Genomic DNA, 26,393 nt, shown 5'->3' on the forward strand with positions numbered 1-26,393 from the left:
TTCACGGCATTACCGGGAGGCATGATTTATGGCAAAGAAAGTGCTCTTTGTTTGCACCGGCAACACCTGCAGGAGCAGTATGGCAGAGGCTCTGGCCAGGGACATGCTGGCCAGAAAGGGTTTGCAGGGGGAGGTTGAGGTCGTTTCCGCAGGTATAGCCGCCCTGCCCGGCAGTGAGGCATCGCCGCAGGCTGTAGCGGTGATGGAGGAAATGGGCCTGGATTTGAAGTCCCACCGGGCCACCCTGCTTACCCGCCGGGATGTGGAAGAGGCCGACCTGGTGCTGACCATGACTCAAAGCCATAAAAAACTGATCCAGGAACAGTTACCGGATCAGGAAGAAAAAATTTTCACCCTGGCTGAATACGCCGGCAGGGGCGGCGATGTCCCCGATCCCTTCGGTGGGCCGGTGGATGTCTACCGCCAGTGCGCTGGCGAGCTGCGTTATCTCATCTCCCTGGCCCTGGACAGGCTGGCCGCCGAAAAAGCCGGACCGGCACAAGCAAGCCCGGGCGCCGGGGCGGCCGCGCCTTCCGGCGACCAGGGGGAAGCAGGTAGCGAGCCGGGAACGGCTCCGCCAGGCAATGGTCAAAAGGCATGACCCGGGCAGCCGGGGCCCGCATAAATTGAAGCAGGAAAATGGCGTTTTTTGTAGAAGGTAACAGGTTGTATTTCTTTTTTGGGGATAAGGGGTGAAGTATGTCCGTGCGGATTGCCCTGGCCGCCGACCACGGTGGCTTTCGCTTAAAGGGAGAGGTTATTTCTTTTTTGCAGGAGAACGGAATTGCCTACCATGATTTCGGCACCTATTCGGAAGAAGCCGTGGATTACCCCGATTTTGCCCTCCTGGTGGCCGAGGCCGTGCGCAGCGGGGAATACCAGCTGGGCATCCTTTGCTGCGGTACGGGCATCGGGGTGGCCATTGCGGCCAACAAGGTGCCCGGCATCCGGGCCGCCCTATGCCATGATACCTTTTCCGCCCGGGCCTCCCGGGAGCACAACGATGCCAACATCCTGACCATGGGCCAGCGGGTAATCGGCCCCGGGCTGGCCCGGGAGATTGTCCGGGTGTGGCTGGCTTCTGAATTTGCCGGCGGGCGCCACGCCCGGCGGGTGGCCAAGATCACCGAAATTGAAAAGAAATACGGCGGTGGCAACGGCCGTTAGCCGCAAAAGCATGTCGTGGGGGAGGAACCAACATAATGGACATGAACAGACCTCTAGCTGCAGTGGATCCTGAAATTGCCCGGGCAATTGAGCTGGAGTTGGGCCGCCAGCGCGATACCCTGGAACTGATTGCCTCCGAAAATGCCGCCAGCCGGGCGGTAATGGAGGCCCAGGGTTCGGTGCTGACCAACAAGTACGCCGAAGGTTATCCCGGGCGGCGTTATTACGGCGGCTGCCAGTTCGTGGATATTGCGGAGGAACTGGCTATCAACAGGGCCAAGGAGCTGTTTGGCGCCGAGCATGTCAATGTGCAGCCCCACTCCGGTGCCCAGGCCAACATGGCGGTTTATTTCGCCCTGCTGGAACCGGGAGACACCATCCTGGGTATGAACCTGGCCCACGGCGGCCACCTCACCCACGGCAGCCCCTTGAATATGTCCGGAAAATATTTTCGGGTGGCCTTTTACGGGGTGGAAAAGGATACGGGCCTGATCAACTACGAGAAGGTTTTTGCCGCCGCCTTTGAACATAAGCCGAAGATCATCGTGGCCGGGGCCAGCGCCTACCCCCGGGCCATTGACTTTTATAAGTTTAAGGAAATAGCCGATGAAGTGGGGGCCTACCTGATGGTGGACATGGCCCACATTGCCGGGCTGGTGGCCGCCGGTGAGCACATGAACCCGGTGCCCTACGCCGATGTGGTGACCACCACCACCCATAAAACCCTGCGCGGCCCCCGGGGGGGCATGATTTTATGCCGGGCCAGATATGCCCCGGCTATTGACAAGGCGGTCTTCCCGGGTATCCAGGGCGGGCCCCTGATGCACGTCATTGCCGCCAAGGCCGTAGCTCTCAAAGAGGCGCAGCAGCCGGAATTCAAGGAATACCAGCGGCAGATCGTCAAGAACGCCCGCGCTCTGGCCCGGTTCCTGATGGACCGGGGCTTTGAACTGGTCAGCGGCGGCACCGATAACCACCTGATGCTGGTGGATTTGCGCAACAAGGGGGTTACCGGCCGCGAAGCGGAAGCCGTCCTGGATTCCGTCGGCGTGACGGTAAACAAAAATGCCATCCCCTATGACCCGCAGCCCCCGGCCGTGTCCAGCGGAATACGCATCGGCACGCCGGCTGTGACCACCCGGGGCCTGAAGGAAGCGGATATGGAGGCGGTGGCCGAAATCATCCACCTGGCTTTGAGCTTCCGGAATGACCCGGACCGCTTGAACCAGGTTCGTGAAATGGTGGCCGGGCTGTGCCGCCGGTACCCGCTGTATTAGGCGTGGCACTGAGAGAACAAAGGACTGGCGCACCGCCGTTCCCGAAGACCGGAGGTGAGCGGCCCTGGTTAAAAGACCTTCATTCGATGAGATTTATATGGAAGTGGTCGACGTTATTGCCCGGCGCTCCACCTGCCTGCGCAAAAAGGTGGGGGCCGTCATTGTGGTGGACCGGCGCATTATTTCCCACGGTTACAACGGGGTGGTCAGCGGAGCGGAGCACTGCATTGATACCGGCCGGTGCCTGAAGGATCTGGCCGGCCGGGAAGACTACAAGCCCTGCGTTCACGCCGAGCAGAACGCCATCTGCCTCTGTGCCAAACGCGGCCTGGCCGTGGGCGGCGGCACCATGTACGTGAACGCCGACATCTGCCTGACCTGCGCCAAGCTCATTGTCTCCTGCGCCCTGTCCCGGGTGGTGGTGCGCCGGGATTACCGGGGCACCGAGGAGGGCATAGAGTTCCTGCGCCGCCACGGCGTGCAGGTGGACCTGTGGGAGTGACCGGCCATCGCCAGACGAAAGGCAGCCCTTTTCGATATCGGAGCCACCCTGATCACCGGACCGGAAGTGTCTCCAACCAAACAAATTGCCCGGCTGCTGGGACTGCCCCCGGAGCAGGACCGCCTGGTGGGGGATGTAATTATGTGCCGGGAGTTTGCCGGCCCCCGGGAAGTCTGCGCCGCCCTGGCTGAAGTGGCCTCCCTGAACCGGCAGCATGAGGAGGCCCTCTCGCGCCTCTGGGCCGACCAGGAGGTGGCCGCGGTGGAAATACCGGGCGCGGCCCGGGCGGTAACGCGGGCGCGGGAGCTGGGCTTTGCTGTGGGCCTGGTTTCGGACATCTGGGTTCCCTACTACCAGGCTTTTTTGCGTGCCTGCCCGGATATCGCCCCCCTGGTGGATTACGCCGCTTTGAGTTTTCGCCTGGGCAGGAAAAAGCCCGCGGAAGAGCTCTACCGGGCCGCCCTGGAGGCCCTGGATGCCGACCCCCGGCGTTCCGTCATGATCGGGGACACCTATGAAAAGGATATCCTGCCGGCTAAAAATTTGGGCCTGGCCACCATCTGGGTCCTTTCCCGCCCCGAGCGGGAGTACCCGGCCATGGCCCGCGTGTTATGGGGTGAGTGGCCCCGGCCGGATATCATTGTGCCGGATACGAGCCGGCTTGCCCGGGCCCTGGACGAACTTGAACAAAAGAGGAGAGGTACTTGTACATGGAAATAACCAAAGTGGTACGCCATACACCCGGGGAACTTGTGGACAAACTGCGCCGGGTTACCATGCTCACCGACCCGGACTGTTACATCTACCGGGACGTCTTCATCTCCCTGGAAAAAATTCACACCAGTTACCTGGCGCCGGCCCAATCATATGTGCTCACCGGCGAACTGCAAAAGGTGCGGGAGCTTAAGTGGGAACTGGCCCGCCACGGGTGCGACCTTTTCCATCTCGACGGGTATGTCACCCTTTACCTGGCCGGTTACGACGAGCCGGTGGACCTCCTGCCGCCGGTCATCGAGGAATCGGTGGAGGCCGACGGGTCGGTATTCAACATCATCTGCGACGGCATGCACCGGGTCTACCTGGCCCGCCTGGAATGGATCGTTCCCCAGGTAATCTTCATCCGGGGCGTGCCGAAGGACAAGCCCTATTACGCCTATCCCCTGCCTGGTGGCTGGTCCCAGGTGGTTTTGCGGGAGGACCTGCCCCCGGGTTTCATCAAAAAGTGGCACCGCATTGCGGAGTATAAATCCCTGTACCGCAACTTTAATTCCGCCTTTCACAATGTGGGTGGTCCCCGGGGGCACTTCCGCAAGGGATGAGGGGATGGAATTTACTCCCTTATATTTCAAGGATAAGCTGCATATAGTTAAACCGCGGGGATTTGTCGTTTAATTACCAGTCCAAGGAGACAAACTATGCTCAAGGTTCTCACTGTTTTCGGCACCCGGCCGGAGGCCATCAAGATGGCCCCCCTGATCAAGGAACTGCAGCGGCACCCGGACCGGCTCCTCTGCCGGGTGGCCGTCACCGCCCAGCACAGGGAAATGCTGGATCAGGTGCTGCATCTTTTTCAGATTGCTCCCGACCACGACCTGGGCATCATGAGGCCCGGCCAGAGCCTCTTCGACATCACCCGCCGGGCACTGGACGGCCTGGAGCAGGTCATGGCAAGAGAAAAGCCGGACCTGGTGCTGGTGCACGGCGATACCACCACCACCTTTGTGGCTGCTCTAGCCGCCTTCTACTTTCAAATACCGGTGGGCCACGTGGAGGCGGGCCTGCGCACGGGGGATAAGTATTCCCCCTTTCCCGAGGAAATCAACCGCCACCTCACGGCGGTGGTGACGGACCTGCACTTTGCTCCTACCGCCACCGCCCGGGATAACCTGCTGCGGGAAGGGGTGGCCCCGGAAAAGATCTTTGTCACGGGAAATACCGTCATCGACGCCCTGCTGGCCACCGTGGACCCGGATTACCGGTTCATTGATCCCGGACTGGCCGGCATAGACTACCGGCGCCGGCGGGTGCTGCTGGTGACCACCCACCGCCGGGAGAACCTGGGCGAACCCATGCGGGAAATTTACCTGGCCCTGCGGGATATCGTTGCCCTTTATCCCGATGTGGAGGTAGTTTTTCCCGTGCACAAAAACCCGGCGGTGCGGGGGATGGTGCAGGAGGTGCTGGGGGAGCTGCCCCGGGTGCACCTCATCGAACCCCTTTCCTACCAGCCCTTCGTTAATTTGATGAACCGGTGCTACCTGGTGCTTACGGATTCGGGCGGTTTGCAGGAAGAGGCCCCGGCCCTGGGCAAGCCGGTACTGGTGCTGCGGAACACCACCGAACGTCCCGAAGCCATCCGGGCCGGTACCGTGCGCCTGGTGGGTACAACCCGGGAGGCGGTTTTCAACGAAACCCGGCTCCTGCTGGAGGACGCGGCCCGCTACCGGCAGATGGCCGAAGCGGTGAACCCCTACGGGGACGGCCGGGCTTCCCGGCGCATCTGCCAGGCCATTCTGTACCACTTCGGCCTGAGTGACGAACCGCCGGAGCCTTTTGAGTAAATGCAGGACCATTTCTCATGAAAAAAGTCTTCAGGCGGTGAAGGAATAAACGACTTTATGTAGAACAATAACTTTGTGACGGGTGTAACGCAGCCGACATTTTTTCTGACAAAAAGTGACAGGTTGCCGCATCCGCACCAGGAAAGGTGACATACCATGGGCGAGCGCCGGGTGGGAGGCCGTGTCCTGGCGGCCCTGGCCCTTACCACCACCATCGGCATGGAAATGGCCATCATGGTTACCGCCGGGTTTTACACCGGCCGGTGGCTGGATTACCAGTTACATACCGGGCCCTGGCTGATGACGGCGGGCATCCTTGTGGGGGTAGCCGCGGGCATCTGGGGGGTCATCCAAACCGTATCACGTTTTTTCAAAAACTGGGGGTAGAGCCCTGTGCCTTCCTTGCCACCCGTTCCCGAACTGGATAACCAGTTAAAGCGCACGACCCGCATCACCGGGGGGTTGATGGCTCTGGTGGTCCTGGCCATTGCGGCCAACCCGGGAGATTCCCTGGCCTGGGGCCTTTTTCTCGGCCTGGCCACCGGGCTGTACAACACCATTTCCCTGGCCCTGCGGATCAAGCGCCTGGGCTTACAGGACAGGAGCGACGCCCGCAGCTACATGCGCCAGGGTTTGATCATGCGCCTGGCGCTGGTGGCGGTGGTGGTTTTGCTGGCCGGCCGGGTAGCCCATGTAAATGTATACTGGCTGGGGGCGGGCCTTCTGGCCGTCCCCTGTATTACCGCTGTGGATGCGGCCATCAGAGCGGCGCGCCTGAGCCGCTCTGAGGGAGGAGTGTTTTCCAAGATAGAAGGGAGGTGATAATTGGTGAAAAGCCTGGAACAAGTCCACGAGGAATTAAACGTTTGGGGTTTCCCCCACCATCCATGGGAATTTACCCTGGGCAACACCCATATTGTCCTGAATCCCAAGACACTGGTGATGACCTGGATCGTCATGCTGCTGGTGATCCTCTTCACCGTTTCGGCCACCCGCAATATGAATATGAAACGGCCGGGTAAACTCCAGTTGATGGTGGAGGAGATCTTCCAGTTTTTGCGGGGCCTGGTTTACGAAAATATGGACCCCAAGAAGGGCGCGGGCCTGATGTCCCTGATCTTTACACTCTTCATCTTCCTTCTCTTCAGTAACCTCTGGGGCCTGGTTCCCACCATGATGTCGCCCACCGCCGACGTGAACACCACCGCCGGGATGGCCATAATGGTTTTCTTCCTCGTCCAGTTCATGGGGATCCGCTATAAAGGGGCCGGGCATTTCAAGCACTTCCTGGAACCATTTCCCTTCTTCCTGCCGCTTACCATTGTCGAAGAACTGGCTAAACCGGTAACCCTGGCCTTCCGTCTATACGGGAACATCTACGGCGGGGAGGTTCTCATTGCGGTTCTCCTGGGGCTTTTGGGACTGAACACCTTTATCTTTGGCGGGTTTATCCCTTCGGTGGTGTGGCTGGCCTTCAGTATCTTTGTAGGGTTTATCCAGGCCTTTATCTTTACCATGCTCACCATTGCCTACATTTCTCAGGTAGTTAAGGAACATGAACATTAAGTTTTTCCCATCTCATATATAGAGATATAGTTTCAGCAAAATGGGAATTTTTTGGAGAAAGGAGGGGAAAGTGATGGATGTGGGAGCTGCTGCTGCCCTCGGTACCTCTTTAGCCGTGGGTCTGGCCGCCCTGGGTGCCGGTATCGGCGACGGTCTGGTTACCGGTCGCACGGTGGAGGCGATGGCCCGCCAACCCGAATTAAGAGGTAACCTGCTGACCACAATGTTCATCTCTGTGGGTCTGATCGAGGCCCTGCCCATCATCGCGGTAGTTATTGCCTTCATGCTGTTTGGTAAAATCGGTGGTTAACGCAGGTAACGGTGGGTAAAAGGTGGCATAGCGGGTTTTGCATTACCTGCTATTGCCTTCCTTTTGTCCACGGCAACGGGTAGTAAGGAAGGAGGGGAACCGGTGGAAGCGCTGGGAATTAATCATACCCTGCTGGCCCAGATCATTAACTTTGTCATTTTGCTCATATTCCTTCGTTTGGTTGTCTACAAGCCCATCGTCAATATTCTGGAACAACGCCAGCAATATATAGCCAATAACGTGGCCGCCGCCGAAGAAGAGCGGAAACAGGCCGAGGCACTGCGCCAGCAATACCTGGCTGAGATGCAAAAAGCGAGGGAAGAGGCCCAGGCCATCATCCAGCAGGCCACCAAGGCCGGTGAAGAAAAGGCCCAGGAGATTGTTGAGGCAGCCAGGGCCGAAGCGCAACGGATCAAGGAGAGCGCCCTTGAGGAAATTGCCCGGGAGAAGGAGAAGGCGGTTGCAGAATTGCGCGACCAGGTGGCGTCACTGTCCATCCTGGTGGCCCAAAAGATCATCAACCAGACCATCACCCCCGAAATTCAACACAGCCTGGTCCAGGAATTCATTAAAGAAACGGGGGATCTGCCATGTTAAAGGGGGCCGTAGCGCAACGTTATGCCCAGGCCCTTTATGACCTGGCGGAAGCGCAAGGCCTGGTGGATCAGGTGGAGCAGGAGCTAAGGGCGGTAGAACAGGTCATAGCCGATTCCCGTGAATTCCAAAAGGTGCTCTATCATCCCCGCATTACTGCACAGGAAAAGAAAGATGTGCTGAAAAATATCTTTTCCGGCAAAATTTCCCCCGTTACCGAGAATTTCCTCTTTTTACTGGTAGACAGGCAGCGGGAGGCCTTCTTAAGCGATATTGTGGCCCATTATTCCAGCCTGGCCGACCGGGCCCGCAATATCGTGAAAGCTGCAGTAACCAGTGCCATCGAACTGACTAAAGAAGAAAAGAAAAAACTGGGGGAAGTTTTGAACAAAATTACCCGCAAGAAAGTGCAGACCGCATACAGCGTGGACCCCGCGCTAATTGGCGGGGTGGTGGTGCGCATTGGCGACCGGGTTATCGACGGCAGCCTGCGTACCCGGCTGGCAGCATTGAGAGAGCACCTCAGGCAAATAAGTTAAGGCGATAGGGGTGAAATTAGGAGCATGAATTTGCGACCGGAAGAGATCAGCTCGATCATTCGGCAGCAGATTGAAAAATACCAGGCGCAAATTGAAATGCGCGACGTGGGCACCGTAATCCAGGTCGGCGACGGTATTGCCCGCGTCTACGGCCTGGAAGACTGCATGGCCATGGAACTGCTGGAGTTTCCGGCACCCGAAGAGGGCGCTGAGCCCACCCTGGGCATGGCCCTCAACCTGGAAGAGGACAACATCGGTTGTGTGTTGCTCGGTGCCTACACTCACATCAAAGAAGGGGACACCGTAAAGCGTACGGGACGTATTGCCTCCGTACCCGTGGGCGACGCCCTGATCGGCCGGGTGGTCAACCCCCTGGGACGCCCCCTGGACGGCAAGGGCCCCATCAAGAGCGACAAGTTCCGTCCCATTGAGCGTATTGCCCCCGGCGTAATCACCCGCAAACCCGTACACCAGCCCCTGCAAACCGGTTTAAAAGCCATCGACTCCATGATTCCCATCGGCAGAGGCCAGCGGGAATTGATCCTCGGCGACCGGCAAACCGGTAAGACGGCCATTGCCGTGGACGCTATCATCAACCAGAAAGGCAAGGACGTCATCTGTATCTATGTGGCCATCGGCCAGAAAGCCTCCACGGTAGCCAACGTGGTGCAGCGACTGCGGGATTTCGGCGCTATGGATTACACCATCGTGGTTTCGGCTACCGCGTCCGACCCGGCACCGCTTCTGTTCATTGCTCCCTATGCCGGCTGTGCCATGGGCGAGGAGTTTTTAGAGCAGGGTAAACACGTGCTCATTGTCTACGACGACCTTTCCAAGCAGGCCGTGGCCTACCGCGAACTTTCCCTGCTCCTGCGGCGTCCCCCCGGCCGTGAAGCCTATCCCGGTGACGTGTTCAACCTGCACTCCCGCCTGCTGGAGCGGGCCTGTAAGCTCAACGACGAACTGGGAGGCGGCTCCATAACTGCGCTGCCCATCATTGAAACCCAGGCCGGCGACGTTTCGGCCTACATTCCCACCAACGTGATTTCCATTACCGACGGCCAGATTTACCTGGAACCCGACCTGTTCTACGCTGGCATCCGCCCGGCCATCAACGTGGGTCTTTCGGTATCCCGGGTGGGCGGCGCCGCCCAGATCAAGGCCATGAAGCAGGTGGCCGGACGGCTGCGCCTGGACCTGGCCCAGTACCGCGAGCTGGCCGCCTTCGCCCAGTTCGGTTCCGACCTGGACAAGGCCACCCAGGCCCGTTTGATCCGCGGCCAGCGCATGGTGGAACTGCTCAAGCAGAAGCAGTACGCCCCCATGGCGGTGGAAGACCAGGTTATGGTCATTTACGTCGGTGTAAACGGCTACCTGGACGACCTGCCGGTGGATAAGGTGCTGCCCTTTGAGGAGGAGTTCTTGAACTACATGCACACAAGCCATCCGGAAGTGGGCGAAGCCATTGCCAAGACCGGTGAGCTGTCCAAGGAAACGGAAGAAAAACTGAAAGCGGCCATTATCGAATTCAAGAAGGGCTTTGTGGCCCGGACGGCCTGATCAACGCTTCCCGGTCTTCCGGTAGTAGCGACGCGAGGTGGTGAAAAAGAGTGCCAAGTTTACGGGACTTGCGGCGGCGTATTAAAAGTATCAAGAGCACCCAGCAGATCACCAAGGCCATGAAGGCGGTTTCCGCCGCCAAGATGCGCCGGGCCCAGGAGCAGGTTCTGTCGGCCAGGCCCTACGCCCGCCGGATGAAAGACGTGCTGGGACGGGTGGCCACCGCCGCGGCCGGGGTTAAGCACCCCCTTTTGGAGGTACGGGAGCCCAAAAGGGTGGCCTACGTCCTCATCACGGCCGACAGGGGGTTGTGCGGCGGTTTTAACGCCAACCTGATCCGCAGGACCGTCCAGGAGACAAAAAACATCAGCGCGGAACTGAGCCTGATCTGCGTTGGGCGCAAAGGCCGCGACTACTTCCGCCGCCGGGGTTACAATATCGCCCAGCAGTACGTGGGCCTGGGCGAAACCATTAAATTGAGCCACGCCCAGGAGGTTGCCCGCTACGTTATGGATAAATATGCGGCGGGGGAATTTGATGCCGTCTACCTCATCTACAGCGAGTTTGTCAACGTGCTGGTGCAGCGGCCCAGGGTGGTCAAACTCCTCCCCGTGGAACCTCCCGAGGGGCAGGAAAACGGCGAAGGAAAGCCCGGCAGGGTGGAGTATATTTTTGAACCTTCGGCCGAAGCGGTGCTGTCCGAGCTGTTGCCCATGTATGTGGAGAACATGGTCTTTCACGGCCTTCTGGAATCCAAGGCCAGCGAGCACAGCGCCCGCATGACCGCCATGGACAACGCCACCAAGAACGCTGGCGATATGATCGACAGGCTGACCCTGTCCATGAACCGGGCCCGCCAGGCCGCCATTACCAAGGAAATTTCCGAAATTGTCGGCGGAGCAGCGGCCCTGGAGTAACCGTGACCGTTCCCCGGGCTAACTCAAGCTTCGCGCGAAGGAGGTACGGAGTAGCTAATGAATGTTGGTCATGTAGTACAGGTCATTGGCGTGGTGGTGGACGTCCGCTTCCCCCCCCGGCCAGGTGCCTGATATCTATAATGCCCTGAAGATCCGCCGCGAAGGGCAGGAGGACCTGACCCTGGAGGTGGCGCAGCACCTGGGCAACAACATCGTGCGCACTGTGGCCATGTCCTCCACCGACGGTCTGGTGCGGGGCATGGAAGTGATTGATACCGGCAAGCCCATCACCGTTCCCGTAGGGCGGGCCGTCCTGGGCCGCCTGGTGGACGTGCTGGGTGAGCCCATTGACGGCAAAGGCCCCATTAAGAGCGACTACTATTATCCCATTCACCGGCCGGCCCCGCCCCTGGCCGAGCAGTCCACCCGGGCCGAGCAGCTGGAAACCGGCCTGAAGGTGGTCGACCTGCTGGTGCCCTTCCTGAAGGGCGGCAAGATCGCCATGTTCGGGGGCGCCGGCGTGGGCAAGACGGTTATCGTGATGGAGCTGATCAACAACATCGCCAAGCAGCACGGCGGTATCTCCGTGTTTGCCGGCGTGGGTGAGCGTACCCGCGAGGGCAACGACCTCTACCGGGAGATGACCGAGGCGGGCGTGCTTGACAAGACCATCATGGTGTTCGGCCAGATGAACGAACCGCCGGGGTGCCGTCTCCGGGTGGGCCTGACCGGGCTGTGCATGGCCGAGTACTTCCGGGATGAGGAAGGGGCCGACGTGCTCCTGTTCATCGACAACATCTTCCGCTTCACCCAGGCCGGTTCCGAGGTTTCCGCCCTCCTGGGCCGGATGCCTTCGGCCGTGGGTTACCAGCCCACCCTGGCCACGGAAATGGGCCAGCTGCAGGAGCGGATTACTTCCACCATGAAGGGTTCGGTTACTTCGGTGCAGGCCGTGTACGTGCCCGCCGACGACCTGACCGACCCGGCGCCGGCGACCACCTTTGCCCACCTGGACGCCACCGTGGTGCTGTCCCGGCAAATCGCCGAGCTGGGTATTTACCCGGCGGTGGACCCCCTGGATTCCACCTCCCGCATCCTCGACCCCAACGTGGTGGGCCAGGAGCACTACGAGGTGGCCCGGGGCGTGCAAAAGGTTCTGCAGCGCTACAAGGAGCTGCAAGATATCATCGCCATCCTGGGTATGGAAGAACTGTCCGACGAGGACAAACTGATCGTCGCCCGGGCCCGGAAACTGCAGCGCTTCCTGTCCCAGCCCTTCCACGTGGCCGAGCAGTTCACCGGCCGGCCGGGCGTGTACGTGCCGCTCAAGGAAACCATCCGCGGGTTCAAGGAGATCCTGGAGGGCAAACACGACGACCTGCCCGAAGAAGCCTTCTACATGGTGGGTACCATCGACGACGCGGTGGCGAAGGCGAAAAGCTTAGCAGAGGGAAGTGCATAAAATGGCGGAAAAAACCCAACGCCTGGAAATTGTCACTCCCGAGCGCAAGGTATACAGCGGCGATGTCCGCTTTGTGGTGGTGCCGGGCGTGGAAGGCGAACTGGGCTTCCTGCCGGATCACGCTCCCCTGGTCAGCGCCCTCAAGATCGGTGTGATGAAGGTCCAGGAGGATAGCAGGACCTTCAAGGTGGCGATAAGCGGGGGGTTTGTCGAGGTGCGGAACAGCCGGGTCACCGTCCTGGCCCGTACCGCAGAGCGGGACGACGAAATCGACCGGGAGCGGGCCGAAGCGGCCAAAGCCAGGGCCGAACAGCGGCTGGCTGCCAGAACGCCGGACATTGATGTGGTCAGGGCCGAACTGGCCTTGAAGCGCGCCCTGGCCCGGTTGAAGGCGGTATCGTAATGGAGGGGTAATTTAAGGTGGCAGTTAGTTCTGCCACCTTTTAGTTTTTGCCCGCCTGTAAATGTTTAGTGGCCTGCTATGGTGCCGCGTTGTCCACGCTCGCTCCAGTGCTCCGCGCTGACAGCACCGCGGCTTGCTTCGGACCGGACTAGCGGCGCTGCAAAGGCGGCATGGCATTTGTACCTTACTGTCCTCTTTTTGCCATTTCAGTAAGTTACATTTTCTAAAGCTGCATTTCGGTGCCGCTGGTTTCGCGCCGCAGTCCGGTTAGCCTCGCTTCGCCGGGTGCCGTTACCAGCGCTCCGCAAGTCGCTCGCTTTGGACAACGCGGCACCGTGCCGTTGGTAACGGTTTTACTGAATAATTACGCCCGCCCGGTATGAACAGGAAATTTTTGGGCAACAATGGGGGATAAGTACGGTCCGGACCCAGAAGGCATGTCCGCCGCGCCCGGAGCATATAAATTTCAACAGGTGGACAGGGGAGGTGGAGACGGTGCGCAGGCTGCTGCTTGGCTTCATCTGCGTGGTGCTGTCCCTCACCATGGGCCTGCCCGTGCTGGTGAACTACCTTTCGCCGGTCCGGATCCAGGAAAGGGAGACCCGGGTACGCCTTTACGTCCACAGCACCGGACGGATCGAGGAAATCCCCCTGGAAGAATACGTCACCGGGGTGGTGGCCGCCGAAATGCCGGCCGCCTTCCCCGTAGAGGCCCTGAAGGCCCAGGCGGTGGCCGCCCGCACCTATATCGTGCGCCGGCTGACTGCCGGCGGGGTAATAAATAACGATCACCCCGGGGCCGACGTCTGCGATGACCATACCCACGGGCAGGCCTGGATTTCCCGGGAGGAGATGCGCCGGCGCTGGGGCACCCTCCGTTATTACGAGTACTACTACAAGATTAAAAAGGCGGTCGATGAAACCCGGGGCATGGTTCTCACCTATGAAGGGCAGCTCATCGACGCCGCCTACCATGCCTCCTGCGGCGGGCGGGGCACGGAAAGCGCCTCCGCAGTATGGTCGGCGGACCTGCCCTACCTGGTGGGGGTGCCCTGCCCCCACGATGCCGACCCTGAACCCGTGCGCACGGTAAGCCTGCCCCTGGCCCAGGTGGACCGTGCTCTGGGCGTGAGCCTGGAGGCGCTGCCGGTAGCAGCCGGCGGCCGTGCCGGTGATGGAGTAAAAAGCCCCCTGGAGGTCCTGGAACGGACTCCCGCCGGCCGTCCCAAAACCGTACGCATTGGAGAAAAGAAGATGGCGGCTGCGCTGGTACGGGACCGCCTGGGCCTGCGTTCCACCGATTTTACCATGACCTTAAAAGGAGACCGGATGGAGATTACCACCCGGGGATACGGCCATGCCGTGGGCATGTGCCAGTACGGGGCGAAGGGTCTGGCCGAACACGGTTACACTTTTGACCGGATACTGAAGCATTACTACACCGGCGTGGAGATCATCCGAATAAATTGATGACCAGATGGCCACAATACTCCTAAAAGCTTTTGGCAGGAGTGATTGAGTTGTGGCCGTTTGGTAAACGCCTTTCCGAGCAGGATCCGGTGGAAAAGTACCGCCGGTGGCTGCGCCGGTGGCTGCTGGGCAACTGGCTGCGCTATGCGGTGGTAAGCACCGTCGTTATTACCCTGGTGATGATTTTGATCTGGGCTGTGCTGAACACCTGGCAGCCCACAGGTTCGGTTCCCGTACCGGCTCCGGGTAAAGACCGGGGGGTGCAGTTGATGCACTCCCAGCCTTTAAAAGCGACTCAACCAGCTGACGGAAAAGAGCTGGTCGGGGATGACAGCGGCCGGTTTAAGATTTACGCCCCGGTGGACGGCCCGGTTCTCCAGGCCTACGGCAGGGGCTACTCCGAAATCTACGGTGACTTTAGATTCAACCAGTCGGTGGCCTTTGGCGCCGGTGCCGGAGCCCTGGTAAAAGCGGCGGCCCCCGGGACGGTCAGGACGGTGCAGCCGGGGGCGGCCGTCCGGGAGTTTAGCAAAAAAAATGTTGAGGAAACTTCAAGCAGCCCGGTTCCCCTGAGCTATACAGTCACCATAGATCACGGTTACGGCTGGCAGACCGTCTACAGGGGTTTGGGGGAAGTCCAGGTAAAGGCCGGGCAGCACCTGAGCGCCCGGGCTCCCCTGGGCACCCTGCCCCCGTCGGGGAAAGTGCTGGAATTTGCCCTGCTTAAAGACGGTGCTGCCCGGGACCCGGCCGGGTACCTGGTGGAAAACATTCGCTGGTAGCTTTAAGCTGAGCATTAGTTTGGCCCGCGAGGATCACTGGAGCGAGCGGGAGCCAAAACAGGCCGGGTTGGAAAGTGGGGCTGAATCTGTGTAGCACCACTTGCGGTCCTGCCCGGCGCGTGGTTTTTGGCAATTTACCTGCTCCCGGCGCATATATATTCTATCAGGTACCAAGCCGGGGAGGTAGGGCAATGCAGGAGTACATCCAGAAAAGGGTGCTGGACATTTGCGCCTATATCCTGGAGACCAGGGCCACCGTACGCCAGGCAGCGCAGGTGTTTCAGGTAAGCAAAAGCACTGTGCACAAGGACATGACCGAAAGGCTGCCTTCTTTGAATAAAAAGCTGGCCCAGGAAGTAAGGGCCATTCTGGAACAGAATAAAGCCGAGCGGCATTTGAGGGGAGGAGAAGCAACGCGGAAAAAATATAAGGAAGCGTAAAATTTTTAAAGCCGGGCTAGAGGAATTTGGCTGAATATGTAGAAACCTACCAAACGTGCCTGCCGGAAATAAAGACCCTATCCCCGGCCCGCATTGCGAGGGGGACAGGCCGGGCAGGCCCCTTTTTAGCCAACTATGTGGTTGAAGTAAGAAAGGAGACCACCCCATGCTCGGCTTAAACAACGACATCGGCATCGATCTGGGTACCGCCAACGTACTGGTTTACGTAAAGGGAAAGGGCATTGTCCTGCGGGAACCCTCGGTGGTGGCCATAAACAAAGAAAATGACCGCGTCATCGCGGTGGGTTCCGAGGCCCGGCGCATGCTGGGCCGTACCCCCGGCAACATTGTGGCCACGCGACCTTTACGGGACGGCGTCATTGCCGATTATGACGTGACGGAAAAAATGCTGCGCTACTTTATCAGCCGGGCCGGCGGAAAAAGAGGCCTTTTCCGCCCCCGGGTAATGGTCTGCATCCCCTCCGGCGTGACCAGTGTGGAGGAACGGGCCGTACGCCAGGCGGCCATCCAGGCCGGTGCCCGGCAGGCTTACGTTATCGAGGAGCCGCTGGCAGCGGCTCTAGGAGCGGGGCTGGACATTTCCGAACCTACCGGGACCATGGTGGTGGATATCGGCGGCGGCACCACCGATGTGGCCGTCCTTTCGCTGGGCGGGGTGGTATGCAGCCGGTCCCTGCGGCTGGGTGGGGACAGGTTTGACGAGGCCATTGTGCGCTACGTGCGCCGGGTGTTCAACCTGGCCATTGGGGAGCGCAGCGGCGAGGAGATCAAGATCAATATCGGCAGTGCCGATCCCGGGAATGCACCCCGGCGGGAAATGGAAATCCGCGGGCGGGACCTGGTATCAGGCCTGCCCCGGGCGGTAGTCATCAACACCCACCAGGTTCACGAAGCAATCTCGGAAAGCCTGGAGGCGGTGGTGGGCGCGGTTAAGGAAGTGCTGGAGCACACTCCGCCGGAACTGGCTGCGGATATAGTGGACAAGGGCATCGTCCTCACGGGGGGCGGGGCGCTGCTCCACGGCATCGACACCCTGTTAAGCCGGGAGACGGGCGTGCCGGTACATATAGCCGAAGACCCCCTCTCCTGTGTGGCCCTGGGAACGGGCCGGGCTCTCTCCATGTTAAACGTCCTCAGCGCCAACTCTCAACGTAAAAAGCGGCTGCTAAATTTGAAGAAGATCGGGTAAGTGCAGCCGCCGGCCGGAAAGCTGGTGGTCGACCCGCCGGAGGGGGACCGTGCATTCAACGCCACTAACAGTGGATAAAATGGCCGCCGTTTTGCACGAAGCGAGCGACTTTGAGCCGAGCAGGTGCCAAACTTAGCGAGACCGAGGGCGAAGGCGGGGCCGAGGGCATGGATGCCGGGAATGGAGGTTGGAGGTCGGAAGTTGGAAGTCGGAAAGAGGAAGGAATTCGCGCAGCGAATTCCAACAGCAGTTCCAACCTCTGACATCTGACTTCCAACTTCCAAATTTGCCGGGAACCCCGCCGGAGCCCGAGGTCGAGCGATAGTTTGGCCTGCGAGGCAAACGGAGCGAGCGCGTGCAAAACGGCAGGCGGGTAGAGAATTACCTAAACTGTATTTTGATAGAACCTGTCAGGGAGCTGGTTTGACAGGCTTTGGTGGCTGATCGTACAATATCATAAAAAAACAAGCGGCTGCCGGAAGGGGGGATCGCCGTGAGCCTGCCCGTACCTCCGGCGGGGGAGATAATTCTCACTTACGACGATTACCTGCAGTTGCCCGACGACGGGAAACGCTACGAGATCCTGGAAGGGATGCTGCATGTGACGCCCTCGCCCACCACCCGCCACCAGCGGGTCTCCCGCAACCTGCATTTCATTTTACATGCCCATGTTACGGAAAATAACCTGGGAGAAGTTTTTTTCGCCCCGCTGGACGTGGTTTTCAGCAACATCAGCGTCACCCAGCCCGATCTCCTTTATGTTTCCCGGGAAAGGCAAAATGTGATCACTGAAAAAAATATTGCCGGCGCCCCCGATCTGGTAGTGGAGATTCTCTCCCCATCCACATCAGGCGTTGATCAGGTCACGAAGGCCCAGGTTTACGCGCGCTACGGCGTACCCTACTACTGGGTGGTGGATCCGGAGAGAAAAACGGTAGACGAATTTCGCCTGGAGCGGGGAATTTACATGCCGGTGCGCCGCTGGGAGCAAAACGCTCATTTTACCCCGGAGCTGTTTCCCGGCCTGGTGGTGGAACTGGAGAAGGTCTGGGCATAAACAGGCCGTCATTTTCCACGGAAAATGACGGCCTATGGTTTTCTGTGACGCTTCGCGCCCATTTGATGGCCGCCTCGACATCATCGGGGGTTATGCCTTCCCTTTTAAACCTTTCCCTGATCGGTCTGGCAAAATCATCGAAATCATGGGGCGGCACCATTTTCTTTATTTCCACGCGGGAACCCTTCTTCTCAAAAAGAATGTAGTCCCCTTTTTTGATGTTCAGGAATTTCCTCAACTCCAGGGGAAGGGTTACCTGTCCTTTTGTGGTTATCCGGGCGATGTAAAGTTCGCTCATAGTAATCATCCCCTTGGTAATACATTCTTACTTGCAGGATATCATGACCTTTCTTATCAGTCCAGAACCATGTGTAAAAATATTTTTTTGCTCCCAACCCTTCCCGGTGAAACTTTTTATCCCAAAAAAACGTCTTAATGGTGGAAGCCAGAAGAAAGGGGAAGGGTGGTTGATAATTAAAAAACTTAAGTATTTTATCTTACCGGCAGGAAAGTCCAATTTTTGTGTCGAATTTTCATTTCAGTCAGGAACAGGAAATAAGCCCTGCTCTTTTTAAGGAGACCGGATTATGCGTAAATGGCTTAAGTGCTACCGTCTGCCGGCGGTTTTGCTTTTCCTGGCAGCGGTAATCGGTTTGCTTTTTGCCTGTGCCCTGCCGGGCCTGGAAAAGGCCAGGAACCGGGCCGATACCGGAGCGCCCGGCACCCCTCCCGGCGGCAGGGATAAACAGGTCATCGACGCCGCTCCGGAAAGTATGGGCCTGTATGCTCTACACCTTTCCCGGCACCCGCGGCCGGCGGAGCTGGAGCAATTGCGCCGGCTGGCCGAAGTGGGCGATTTCACCGGCGGGGAAACGCTCGTTGTTCGCTGTGCTCCAAACCGGGTGAAGGACCTGGCGCCGCTACCTTTTATAAGGGAAGTAAAGCCCTACGCACCGGAGGAAAAGTTGAAAACCCTGGTGCAGGCCGGTTTGTTCGCTACGGAAAAGGAATCTGCAGAAACCCCCGCTAAAGATTCGGCGAAACCTCCAGGGGTCGCTCCCGCACCGGACGGTGCTTCCGGGGACGACGGGATTACCGTCAACCTGGTGGTCTTTCACTCCCGGGACAAGGATGATCTGGCCGTGTTGGTGAAAGCCGGCGGGGGAGAAGTATTGCGGGGGCTGGATGAAGAGGGAGTCGTGTTACGGGCGCGCCTGCCCCGAAAGGAACTGCCCGGGCTGGCTTCCTCGCCCCTGGTGCTGCGTATCGAACCATACACCGACCCGCGTTTCCTGAACGACCGGGCGGCCGGCATTGTGGGGGCAAGACCCCTGCAGGCCCCGGGGTTTGTTGCTCCCGCCGGCTTAAACGGGGCCGGTCAGGTGGTGGCCCTGGCCGACAGCGGGCTGGGAAGCGGGGACCTGGAGAACCTGCACCCCGACTTAAAAGATACACCGGGGCAAAAACCAAAGGTAATCATGCTCAAGTCCTGGTCCGGCCGTGTCAGGGCCGATGACCCGGTGGGGCACGGCACCCACATGGCGGCCACCATAGCAGGCACCGGTGCCGCTTCCGGGGGGCAGTTTGCCGGGATGGCCCCGGGGGCCAGCCTTTATTTTGAGGGCATCCTCAATAAAGAGGGGAAGATCGATCCCCCGGCGGACCTGACGGCCCTGTTCCGCCCGGCCTACGCGGCGGCCGCCCGCATTCACGTGGACGGCTGGGGTATTCCCGTGAACGCCTACCTGAGCAGTGCCGCCCAGACGGACAGCTTTGTGCGGCAAAACCCGGACTTTCTGGTCATCTTCGGTGCGGGCAACTCCGGGCCGGGCGCCGGGACCCTCACCGCCGAAGCCAACAGTAAAAACGCCCTGGTGGTGGGGGCCAGCGAAAGTGTGCGTCCCTCCTTCGGGCCCGCCAGCGACAATGCGGGGGAAGTGGCCTCCTTTTCCAGCCGGGGGCCGGCCAAAGACGGGCGTATCCGCCCCGACCTGGTGGCCCCGGGGACGGGTATTGTTTCGGCCCGTTCCCCCCTGGTAAAGGGGAATTTCCCGGCCAACCCGCAGTACACCCGTTTACAGGGAACCAGCATGGCGGCGGCCGTCACCGGCGGGGCGGCCGCCCTTTTGCGGCAGTACTTCCAGCAGGAGGGATTAAAAGCGCCTTCGGCGGCCCTGCTCAAAGCGGCCCTGATCAACGGGGCCGCCCCTGTGGACGGGGAAGGGGCGGGGTTCGGCCGCCTGGATCTAACCGCCACGGTGCTGGGGCTCGCGGAAAAGACCTTCCTTTATGCCGATGAATCCGCTCCCCTGACCACCGGGGACAGTAAGACCTACCGGTTCACGGTGGAAGATACCTCCCGCCCCTTCAAAGCCACCCTGGCCTGGACCGACCCTCCCGCCGAGCCGGGAGCGGACCGGGCGCTGGTCAACGACCTGGACCTGGTGGTGGTCGGCCCGGACGGCAGGGAATACCTGGGCAACGATAAGGGCGGGGGCGGGCGGGACGACCGCAACAATGTGGAACAGGTGCTGGTACCACACCCCGCCAGGGGTACATATACGGTTATAGTGCGGGGTACGGACGTGCGCCGGGGCCCCAAACCCGCCTCACCGCCCGGTCAGGATTACGCCCTGGTTTACGGCCAACCCCTGGCCAAAAAAGTTATTGCCGCTGCGGATGAAAAAAGCCGCCAGGTGCGCTTCACCGACGGCGTTACGGCTTCCTTCCCCGGGCAGGGGCACATCGCCCTGGGCAGCAAAACCCCGCCCTGGACCATGGATCACGCCCTGCCCGGGGCGGAGGCCTATGTGGATGAGGGGAACCGCATTCTTTACATAGTAGGCAGCGTCTGGCGGCAAAACGCGGTGGAACTGCTGCCCCTGGCGGCGGGCACCCTGCTCCAGGAAGCCAACCCCCGGGCGCGGGAAGGGGGCTTTTACCTGGACCGGCGGGCGGAAAGCCCCCTGTGGGTCAACGACAGCCCGGCCGGTGTGCGGGATATTCCTCCCGGTGTGCGGCTGTGGGCTTCCATAAATCCCACCACCCAGATGGCCTGGCGGGTATGGGTCTGGTTCCGGGAAGAGGAGGGAATTATTGACCGGGTGGATCTGGAGCACGGGCAAGTTTACCTGCTGGGGCGGCAGAAGCCCTACCGGCTGGCCGCCGGCGCCGTCTGCGCCTTTGACGACCGGCTGGCTTCCGCCAGCCCGGAGGATTTGCCCTACGGTTACCCGGTAACCGGGGACCCGTCTCAACTGGCCCCGGGGATGAAAGTAAGGCTGATGCTTTCCCCGGGCCAGGACGAAGTGGTCTACCTGGCGGTACAGCGCACCCTGGCCGTGGGCACGGTGGAGGAAATGGACCCCGGCCGGAGCTGGTTGAAGCTGCAGGGGGCGGGGCGTTACCGGCTCATGCCCGGCCTTCCGGCAACCCTGGACGGGGAGCCCGCCTCCCCCGGTGATATCGCCCCGGGAGACCATGTTTGCCTGCTTTTGGCGGGCGACCAGGCCATATCCATAGACGCCCACCGGCAGGTGATCTACGGCCAGGTGATCTTTTATAAGGAAGAAAGCAAGTCCCTTCTTCTGGTGGACAGCCGGAATAAAATGCGCTCCCTGACCATTACCCCCGGCACCCTCTTTTTCCGGTGGGGCCGGCCCAATGAACCTTCCTCGTTGCTGCCCGGAGAATGGGTGCGGGTAACCCTGTCCGGGGGCGCAAAGAGCGCCCTGCGGGTGGATGTGGCCGAAGTGGCCGCCGGCGGTAACGCCCGGCTGGACGGGCTGGACCCGGTCCGGGGAACGGTTAATTTCTCCGGGGATCAGGAAGGGCGCCTTTCCTCCCGTACCCTGTTCACCAAAAACGGCTATCCCGTGGGTGCCGAAGATCTCCTGCCCGGGGAAGAGGTGGAATTCACCATCCTGGCCGGCCTCCAGGGGAAAACGGGGGTGGTGGCAGCCATCAAGGCCCGTTCCCGCGATGGAGTGCCGGCTCCCTCCCTGCAGGCCGCCTGCCGGCCGGCAGGTGATGGTTTTATAGTAAAAGGCAGAACCTCGGCCACAAAGATTTATCTATATACGCAGGAGGGTGATCGCCTGCCGGTAACGCCCGCCCGGGGCTACTTTGAAATCAATCTGCCCCGGAATACCGGCGATACCCTGCAGCTGGTGGCGGTTGACTCGCGAAGCGGGGGCGTAACGGGTGAATACCTGACCGTGCCCCTGGAGGCCCTGTTCAGCGACCTGCAGGGTCACTGGGCCGGGAAGGAAATCGGGGAACTGGCTCAGCTGGGCCTGATCGGCGGTTATCCCGGCGGTAAATTCCACCCGGAAAAGATGGTCACCCGGGCGGAGTTCACCCTGATGCTGGTGCGGGTGCTGGGATGGGACGGCAGCGGCGGCAGGGGACCGGCGGTTCCGGCCTCCGGGGGTGACGTTCCCGGAAAAAGCCCGGATTCCGGCGCCCGGGAGGGGTCCGGGGTTTCCATACCCTCCGACCTCCCGTCCTGGGCTGAAAAAGGAATCCGGGAAGCTATCCTCCGGGGTATCGTTTCCGGGTACCCGGATGGAACCTTTAAACCGGACCGGCCGGTCAACCGGGCGGAAGCGGCGGCCATCCTGGCCCGGGTGCTGCAGGTGACCGGCCTGGTTGGAGAGGACGGGGAAGCCGGCAGCACCGGGGTAGGTAACTATACACAAAACACAAGTACCTCCGATGCCCACGGTGGTGCTTCCGGAGGGACGGGAGATGCAGCTTCCGGTGTTCAGCCGTGGTCCCCGGGCGCACCGGGCGGTTCGAGTACCCCGGTTTCGGCAAAGACGGGCTCCTCGCCTTCTTACCGGGACTGGAACGCCGTCCCGGGCTGGGCGCGCACTGCCGTAGCCCTGGTGACGGAAGCGCGGCTGATGCTTGGGTATCCCGGCGGCAGTTTCGGCCCGGCCCAACCACTCACCCGCGCCCAGGCGGCGGTCATTGCCTGGCGTTTGCGTGCACTGATAACTGCCTCCGGCTGAGGCTTTTCTTTTTTTGCTTAAAGATTAGATGCCCACAGTTTCAAAACCGTACTGTTTGAAATGCCGGTCAAACGTAAAAGCCAGATTGATGCCGTATCTGTACATCACTGCAAAACTGGTTGCATCAGTAAAAGAAAAATCTTTGTCCCGGTATTTTTTAATTATTTCCCTGGCTGTCTGTTCGTCTTCCGGGGACACACGCACAACGTTCCAGTCGAAAGTTAAAAGCCATTCCCTGGCTATATCATGACCCAGCCGTGTTAGCAGAAGAGTGTGAGTTTCCGCTATGAGAAAATTGGTCATTACAAGGGCGGAGTTGTTGTTTACCAGGCGGTGCAAGACTGTAATTGCCGTTTGATGCCACTGGTCGCGGCTATTGAGAAGGGCCAGCACAGCGCTGGAATCTACCAGCAGGGTCATTCTTTCATTTTCCTTTCTTTGGCCTCTGTTAGGTATTGGTCATGTTTTTCGGCCAGGTCTACCGGTCCCGTACCCTTACCAATCAGTTTAAAAATGGCATCCCTGGCAGATGCCTGCTTGAATGGTGTAAACTTGCGCAGGATAATTTCGTCACCGTTGATATAAACGGCCAGGTGATCACCTTCCTTTATACCTATTAATTTTCTGGCCCGTACTGGAATTGTCATCTGTCCCTTTGAAGTTACCTTGACCACTTCAAAATGTTCGGACATGGACTCACTCCTTTCATGGTAAGATTTCCTTACGTATATTTTAAACTTCTCCAGCTTTGAAAGTCAACAAAAAACCGGGTTCAACATTAAGCTAAACCCGGTTTAAAATTCCCTGCTACTCCTGCAGCCACACCACCACTACCTGCTGGCCGGCTTCCTGGTCCCACGCAGCCAGCTGCTGTTCCAGGGACTTGATCTCCCGGTCCAGGGCAGCGATATCGGCTTCTTCGGTCATTTGGTTGCGTTTGGCTATGAGGGCCTGGTAGCGGTCCAGGGTGGAGGCGAACTGCTGGGAAATGTCCTGGCTCTGCTGCTGCCGGTCCATCACCCGCCCCAGGCCGGAGGCCGTGGCGGTGAAGGACGTGGCCCGCTCCACCGGAACCACAAAGCGCAGGATTTCCACCGTATGCCCATCCACCCGCTGCCGGCCGAAGCTCTGGTAGCTGCTTCCTCCGGCTGCGGCAAGCAGCGTCTTTTTCGCCGCCTGCAGGTCGGCCACCTGCACCTTTAACAGCGTGCTTTCAATGGTGCGGGTCTGGTTCAGGAATACCCGCGGTTCAACGGCGCCGCCGCTACCCGCCCTGCTGCTTGCGGATTGTCCGGTGTTTGCCGCGATGGCGACGCCCTGTTTACTGTCACTTTGCCGGGGCTGTTCAGGCCGGCTCTTTTGTCCTTCCCCGTTTGCAGCCCGGCCGGGAGCAGCCGGCTCATGGAAACGATTGTCATCATTGTTTGTCTTATCGACCCTGTCACGGGGCCCGCCGGGCGCGTTTTCCCGTTCACCGGGGGTTTGGGTTTCCCGGGGTTCGTTGTTTGAATTTGCCGGCACATCCCCGCCCGGCTTATCCGTCTTTACTATTGCATTACCGCTGCCCGGGGTCAGTTCACTTTGCCCGGAGTTATCCACCACCGCGGTCAAACCGTTCAGCCCCGCCGGAGGCCACCAGTAGCGGGCGGCAAAGCTGGCGGAACCCGCCAGCAATATGACCGCGGCGGCCGCTGCCGCCACTCCTTTGCGCCAGGTGCCGGAAAGCCCCTGCCACCAGCTTCCGGGCGTCCATACCCTCCGGGTGGCGTCCTTTCTCCGTCCGGCTCCGGGCAGCGGGCCGGCGGATTCTTTCAGCCGGGACATTACCTGCGCACTAAACCCTTCCGGCGGCGCCACCGCTCTGGACATGCCCCTTAACGCCAGGGTTATGGCCTGCCAGTCTGCCAGTTCCCCGGCACAGGCGGGACACTCCCGCAGGTGTTCCTGGAGCCGGCGGGCCTCTTCTTTTGCCAGTTCCCCGTCCAGCCAGGGGTAAAAAAGTTGTCTCGCTTCCCGGCATTTCATGGTGTTCACCTTCTTGTTGCACATCCACACACCTTTGATAAGGCAACTCACCTGGTCCGGCCTGCGCCGGTCCCTTCTTTTAAGACTACCGCCCGCCCGTGCTTGCTTTTCCCGCCCGGTAACGCCATTCCCGCTTCTTCCGCCAGGGCGGATACTCTTTTCTTCAGGGCGTCCCGCGCCCGGTTCAGCCGGGATTTTACCGTGCCCAGGGAAAGATCAAGCATCCGGGCAATTTCATCGTAGCTGTAGCCTTCCACTTCACGCAGGATGAGCACGGCCCGCTGTTCGCCGGGCAGTTCCTTCAAGGCTCTGCCTACCAGGCCCCGGAATTCCTTTTCCTCCAGTTCCTCCTCCGGGTCGCCGGCAGCGGCCGCCACCTCCCGGGTAACTTCCCCGTCAGAGGTATGTACCGGTTCGTCCAGTGAAATTAGGGTCACATTACCGCGCCGCCGTTTGATATTCAGCCACAGGTTAACGGTAATGCGGTGCAACCAGGTGCCGAAATCCGCCTCAAAACGGAAGCCGTCCAGTGAGCGGAATGCCCGGATAAAAACCTCCTGGGCCAGATCCTGGGCATCGGCATGATTGCCGGTTAACTGGTAGCTCAGGCTGTATACCCTTTGCTGGTACATCTGCACCAGCTGCTCAAAAGCCACCAGATCCTGTTTTTGCGAACGCTGTATCAGGTGTTTGACGGCATCCAATGGGAAGCCACTCCTGCCAGATGCCCCAAACCTCGTCTTACCTGTTAGACACCTTTTTGCGGACAAAAGTTCCAACCGGCAAAGGGTTGGGGCAAAAAATTTTTCATTATTTCTGTACGCGATGCCGGATTATTTTAGAGGTAACTTTCCCGCCATTGCTTAGCAGAATAAGGAAATTACCTCCAAACCGGGCATCATACGGTTTTATTTCATATATAATACCATGTTCCCTCCTGCGGGGCAATTGGTTAACCATTGAAACAATAAATATGGTTAACTATGGAGAAATTATGAAACACTATGAAAAACGGGCCGGGCCATCCCTGCGGTAGTGGCACGGCTAATTTATTGTCCGGCTGGCAGGTCGAAAACCAGCAGCCCGTCAATCATACGGAAGTGCCTGGTGTTCCGTGTTATAAGGGTGGCTTTTTGCTCCATTGCCGTGCTGGCGATAATAGCATCAACGGGTGTTAAGCCCTTTGGACGATATTGCCGCAGCAATATTCCCGCCCGCCGGGCGATGCCGGAGGTTACCGGTACAGCATCAAGCAGCTCCAGCAGCTTTTGTACGGCATCTTCTGCCGTCCTGTTCTGGAGGCTTTTCCCGGCATATAATTCCATTTCAGTTACCGCGGAAATAATGGCCGGGATGCCACTGCCAAATACGGTTTCCAGGAATTCGGTTGCCGGTTTGTAATTGCGCAAGTGATCAATCAACACACTGGTATCAAGCATTAATTTATAAAAATACCGCCAGAATGCCCCCGATTTTAATCGGGGGATGAATGGCGGCTTGGTTTATTCTTCCGGCTGTGCTATAATTTAAGCAGAC

General features: G+C 59.6%; 28 protein-coding genes and 1 pseudogene. 23 read left to right on the forward strand and 6 right to left on the reverse strand.

Going from position 1 to position 26,393, the window contains the following annotated elements; genetic code table 11:
- Positions 1-28 precede the first annotated feature (28 nt).
- From G7K71_RS07640 to G7K71_RS07745, 22 genes and pseudogenes are all read left to right on the forward strand, one after another.
- Positions 29-601, forward strand: coding sequence for a low molecular weight protein arginine phosphatase (locus G7K71_RS07640; RefSeq protein WP_166344686.1), 573 nt, complete (start codon positions 29-31; stop codon positions 599-601).
- A gap of 98 nt (positions 602-699) precedes the next feature.
- Entirely contained in the window at positions 700-1,167 is a 468-nt protein-coding gene (rpiB, locus tag G7K71_RS07645; protein WP_166344688.1) for a ribose 5-phosphate isomerase B, read from the forward strand.
- Between the two features lie 35 nt (positions 1,168-1,202).
- Positions 1,203-2,444: a serine hydroxymethyltransferase gene (glyA, locus tag G7K71_RS07650; RefSeq protein WP_166344690.1), complete on the forward strand. Its 1,242-nt coding sequence runs from the start codon at positions 1,203-1,205 to the stop codon at positions 2,442-2,444.
- Positions 2,445-2,508: 64 nt separating this feature from the next.
- Entirely contained in the window at positions 2,509-2,946 is a 438-nt protein-coding gene (locus G7K71_RS07655) for a dCMP deaminase family protein (RefSeq protein WP_013824423.1), read from the forward strand.
- A 66-nt stretch (positions 2,947-3,012) separates the two neighbouring features.
- Positions 3,013-3,666, forward strand: a complete 654-nt coding sequence (locus tag G7K71_RS07660; protein ID WP_166344692.1) for an HAD family hydrolase — start codon at positions 3,013-3,015, stop codon at positions 3,664-3,666.
- On the forward strand, positions 3,657-4,265 hold the full coding sequence (locus tag G7K71_RS07665; RefSeq protein WP_166344694.1) for a hypothetical protein: 609 nt from the start codon (positions 3,657-3,659) through the stop codon (positions 4,263-4,265). The genes G7K71_RS07660 and G7K71_RS07665 overlap by 10 nt, the downstream gene beginning before the upstream one ends.
- Before the next feature lie 96 nt (positions 4,266-4,361).
- A complete protein-coding gene (wecB, locus tag G7K71_RS07670) occupies positions 4,362-5,507 on the forward strand; it encodes a non-hydrolyzing UDP-N-acetylglucosamine 2-epimerase (RefSeq protein ID WP_013824418.1) in 1,146 nt (381 codons plus the stop codon).
- Positions 5,508-5,663: 156 nt separating this feature from the next.
- The gene (locus G7K71_RS07675) at positions 5,664-5,894 is read left to right on the forward strand and encodes an AtpZ/AtpI family protein (RefSeq protein WP_166344696.1); all 231 of its coding nucleotides are present in this window, start codon (positions 5,664-5,666) and stop codon (positions 5,892-5,894) included.
- A gap of 6 nt (positions 5,895-5,900) precedes the next feature.
- Entirely contained in the window at positions 5,901-6,329 is a 429-nt protein-coding gene (locus tag G7K71_RS07680) for an ATP synthase subunit I (RefSeq protein WP_166344698.1), read from the forward strand.
- A gap of 3 nt (positions 6,330-6,332) precedes the next feature.
- Positions 6,333-7,073: a F0F1 ATP synthase subunit A gene (gene atpB / locus G7K71_RS07685; RefSeq protein WP_013824415.1), complete on the forward strand. Its 741-nt coding sequence runs from the start codon at positions 6,333-6,335 to the stop codon at positions 7,071-7,073.
- A gap of 73 nt (positions 7,074-7,146) precedes the next feature.
- Positions 7,147-7,383: a F0F1 ATP synthase subunit C gene (gene atpE, locus G7K71_RS07690; RefSeq protein WP_013824414.1), complete on the forward strand. Its 237-nt coding sequence runs from the start codon at positions 7,147-7,149 to the stop codon at positions 7,381-7,383.
- A 102-nt stretch (positions 7,384-7,485) separates the two neighbouring features.
- The gene (gene atpF, locus G7K71_RS07695) at positions 7,486-7,980 is read left to right on the forward strand and encodes a F0F1 ATP synthase subunit B (RefSeq protein WP_013824413.1); all 495 of its coding nucleotides are present in this window, start codon (positions 7,486-7,488) and stop codon (positions 7,978-7,980) included.
- Complete coding sequence (locus tag G7K71_RS07700; protein WP_013824412.1) at positions 7,974-8,516, forward strand: F0F1 ATP synthase subunit delta; 543 nt, start codon at positions 7,974-7,976, stop codon at positions 8,514-8,516. The genes atpF and G7K71_RS07700 overlap by 7 nt, the downstream gene beginning before the upstream one ends.
- Before the next feature lie 24 nt (positions 8,517-8,540).
- Positions 8,541-10,076, forward strand: a complete 1,536-nt coding sequence (atpA, locus tag G7K71_RS07705; RefSeq protein ID WP_041283026.1) for a F0F1 ATP synthase subunit alpha — start codon at positions 8,541-8,543, stop codon at positions 10,074-10,076.
- A gap of 50 nt (positions 10,077-10,126) precedes the next feature.
- Positions 10,127-10,993, forward strand: a complete 867-nt coding sequence (atpG, locus tag G7K71_RS07710) for an ATP synthase F1 subunit gamma (protein WP_013824410.1) — start codon at positions 10,127-10,129, stop codon at positions 10,991-10,993.
- Between the two features lie 57 nt (positions 10,994-11,050).
- Positions 11,051-12,455, forward strand: a pseudogene (atpD, locus tag G7K71_RS07715) (F0F1 ATP synthase subunit beta).
- A 1-nt stretch (position 12,456) separates the two neighbouring features.
- Positions 12,457-12,858: a F0F1 ATP synthase subunit epsilon gene (locus G7K71_RS07720; RefSeq protein WP_013824408.1), complete on the forward strand. Its 402-nt coding sequence runs from the start codon at positions 12,457-12,459 to the stop codon at positions 12,856-12,858.
- Between the two features lie 495 nt (positions 12,859-13,353).
- On the forward strand, positions 13,354-14,328 hold the full coding sequence (spoIID, locus tag G7K71_RS07725) for a stage II sporulation protein D (protein ID WP_166344700.1): 975 nt from the start codon (positions 13,354-13,356) through the stop codon (positions 14,326-14,328).
- 50 nt (positions 14,329-14,378) lie between these two features.
- Positions 14,379-15,110, forward strand: coding sequence for a murein hydrolase activator EnvC (locus G7K71_RS07730; RefSeq protein WP_166344702.1), 732 nt, complete (start codon positions 14,379-14,381; stop codon positions 15,108-15,110).
- Between the two features lie 191 nt (positions 15,111-15,301).
- Positions 15,302-15,550, forward strand: a complete 249-nt coding sequence (spoIIID, locus tag G7K71_RS07735) for a sporulation transcriptional regulator SpoIIID (protein ID WP_013824405.1) — start codon at positions 15,302-15,304, stop codon at positions 15,548-15,550.
- 166 nt (positions 15,551-15,716) lie between these two features.
- Positions 15,717-16,760, forward strand: coding sequence for a rod shape-determining protein (locus G7K71_RS07740; protein ID WP_013824404.1), 1,044 nt, complete (start codon positions 15,717-15,719; stop codon positions 16,758-16,760).
- Between the two features lie 493 nt (positions 16,761-17,253).
- The gene (locus G7K71_RS07745) at positions 17,254-17,817 is read left to right on the forward strand and encodes a Uma2 family endonuclease (protein WP_166344704.1); all 564 of its coding nucleotides are present in this window, start codon (positions 17,254-17,256) and stop codon (positions 17,815-17,817) included.
- On the opposite strand, the gene G7K71_RS07750 is transcribed toward G7K71_RS07745, so the two are convergent.
- A complete protein-coding gene (locus G7K71_RS07750) occupies positions 17,762-18,115 on the reverse strand; it encodes an AbrB/MazE/SpoVT family DNA-binding domain-containing protein (protein WP_166344706.1) in 354 nt (117 codons plus the stop codon). The two genes, G7K71_RS07745 and G7K71_RS07750, sit on opposite strands and share 56 nt — an antisense overlap.
- 289 nt (positions 18,116-18,404) lie before the next feature.
- Between G7K71_RS07750 and G7K71_RS07755 the strand changes: the two genes are divergently transcribed.
- Positions 18,405-22,832 carry a S8 family serine peptidase gene (locus G7K71_RS07755; protein ID WP_166344708.1) on the forward strand — a complete coding sequence of 1,476 codons (4,428 nt, stop codon included), beginning with the start codon at positions 18,405-18,407 and terminating at the stop codon, positions 22,830-22,832.
- 24 nt (positions 22,833-22,856) lie between these two features.
- Here G7K71_RS07755 and G7K71_RS07760 read toward each other — a convergent pair whose 3' ends face one another.
- The 5 genes from G7K71_RS07760 to G7K71_RS07780 form a co-directional block, all read right to left on the reverse strand.
- Complete coding sequence (locus G7K71_RS07760; protein WP_166344710.1) at positions 22,857-23,252, reverse strand: type II toxin-antitoxin system VapC family toxin; 396 nt, start codon at positions 23,250-23,252, stop codon at positions 22,857-22,859.
- Complete coding sequence (locus G7K71_RS07765) at positions 23,249-23,524, reverse strand: AbrB/MazE/SpoVT family DNA-binding domain-containing protein (RefSeq protein WP_166344712.1); 276 nt, start codon at positions 23,522-23,524, stop codon at positions 23,249-23,251. The genes G7K71_RS07760 and G7K71_RS07765 overlap by 4 nt, the downstream gene beginning before the upstream one ends.
- A 115-nt stretch (positions 23,525-23,639) precedes the next feature.
- Positions 23,640-24,857 (reverse strand): anti-sigma factor, encoded by a 1,218-nt coding sequence (locus G7K71_RS07770; protein WP_166345200.1) that lies wholly within the window; start codon positions 24,855-24,857, stop codon positions 23,640-23,642.
- Between the two features lie 47 nt (positions 24,858-24,904).
- Positions 24,905-25,561, reverse strand: a complete 657-nt coding sequence (locus tag G7K71_RS07775; protein WP_166344714.1) for a sigma-70 family RNA polymerase sigma factor — start codon at positions 25,559-25,561, stop codon at positions 24,905-24,907.
- Between the two features lie 345 nt (positions 25,562-25,906).
- Positions 25,907-26,296: a type II toxin-antitoxin system VapC family toxin gene (locus G7K71_RS07780; RefSeq protein WP_073167482.1), complete on the reverse strand. Its 390-nt coding sequence runs from the start codon at positions 26,294-26,296 to the stop codon at positions 25,907-25,909.
- Between the last annotated feature and the right edge of the window lie 97 nt (positions 26,297-26,393).

It is taken from the genome of Desulfofundulus sp. TPOSR (assembly GCF_011393055.1).
GTDB lineage: Bacteria > Bacillota > Desulfotomaculia > Desulfotomaculales > Desulfovirgulaceae > Desulfofundulus > Desulfofundulus kuznetsovii.

Excerpts from the sequence above, each read along its gene's own strand:
- G7K71_RS07640 (WP_166344686.1), top strand. The coding sequence starts at position 29 with ATGGCAAAGAAAGTGCTCTTTGTTTGCACCGGCAACACCTGCAGGAGC.
- rpiB (WP_166344688.1), top strand. The coding sequence starts at position 700 with ATGTCCGTGCGGATTGCCCTGGCCGCCGACCACGGTGGCTTTCGCTTA.
- glyA (WP_166344690.1), top strand. The coding sequence starts at position 1,203 with ATGGACATGAACAGACCTCTAGCTGCAGTGGATCCTGAAATTGCCCGG.
- G7K71_RS07665 (WP_166344694.1), top strand. The coding sequence starts at position 3,657 with ATGGAAATAACCAAAGTGGTACGCCATACACCCGGGGAACTTGTGGAC.
- wecB (WP_013824418.1), top strand. The coding sequence starts at position 4,362 with ATGCTCAAGGTTCTCACTGTTTTCGGCACCCGGCCGGAGGCCATCAAG.
- G7K71_RS07675 (WP_166344696.1), top strand. The coding sequence starts at position 5,664 with ATGGGCGAGCGCCGGGTGGGAGGCCGTGTCCTGGCGGCCCTGGCCCTT.
- atpE (WP_013824414.1), top strand. The coding sequence starts at position 7,147 with ATGGATGTGGGAGCTGCTGCTGCCCTCGGTACCTCTTTAGCCGTGGGT.
- G7K71_RS07700 (WP_013824412.1), top strand. The coding sequence starts at position 7,974 with ATGTTAAAGGGGGCCGTAGCGCAACGTTATGCCCAGGCCCTTTATGAC.
- atpA (WP_041283026.1), top strand. The coding sequence starts at position 8,541 with ATGAATTTGCGACCGGAAGAGATCAGCTCGATCATTCGGCAGCAGATT.
- G7K71_RS07720 (WP_013824408.1), top strand. The coding sequence starts at position 12,457 with ATGGCGGAAAAAACCCAACGCCTGGAAATTGTCACTCCCGAGCGCAAG.
- spoIIID (WP_013824405.1), top strand. The coding sequence starts at position 15,302 with ATGCAGGAGTACATCCAGAAAAGGGTGCTGGACATTTGCGCCTATATC.
- G7K71_RS07740 (WP_013824404.1), top strand. The coding sequence starts at position 15,717 with ATGCTCGGCTTAAACAACGACATCGGCATCGATCTGGGTACCGCCAAC.
- G7K71_RS07750 (WP_166344706.1), bottom strand. The coding sequence starts at position 18,115 with ATGAGCGAACTTTACATCGCCCGGATAACCACAAAAGGACAGGTAACC.
- G7K71_RS07755 (WP_166344708.1), top strand. The coding sequence starts at position 18,405 with ATGCGTAAATGGCTTAAGTGCTACCGTCTGCCGGCGGTTTTGCTTTTC.
- G7K71_RS07760 (WP_166344710.1), bottom strand. The coding sequence starts at position 23,252 with ATGACCCTGCTGGTAGATTCCAGCGCTGTGCTGGCCCTTCTCAATAGC.
- G7K71_RS07765 (WP_166344712.1), bottom strand. The coding sequence starts at position 23,524 with ATGTCCGAACATTTTGAAGTGGTCAAGGTAACTTCAAAGGGACAGATG.
- G7K71_RS07770 (WP_166345200.1), bottom strand. The coding sequence starts at position 24,857 with ATGAAATGCCGGGAAGCGAGACAACTTTTTTACCCCTGGCTGGACGGG.
- G7K71_RS07780 (WP_073167482.1), bottom strand. The coding sequence starts at position 26,296 with ATGCTTGATACCAGTGTGTTGATTGATCACTTGCGCAATTACAAACCG.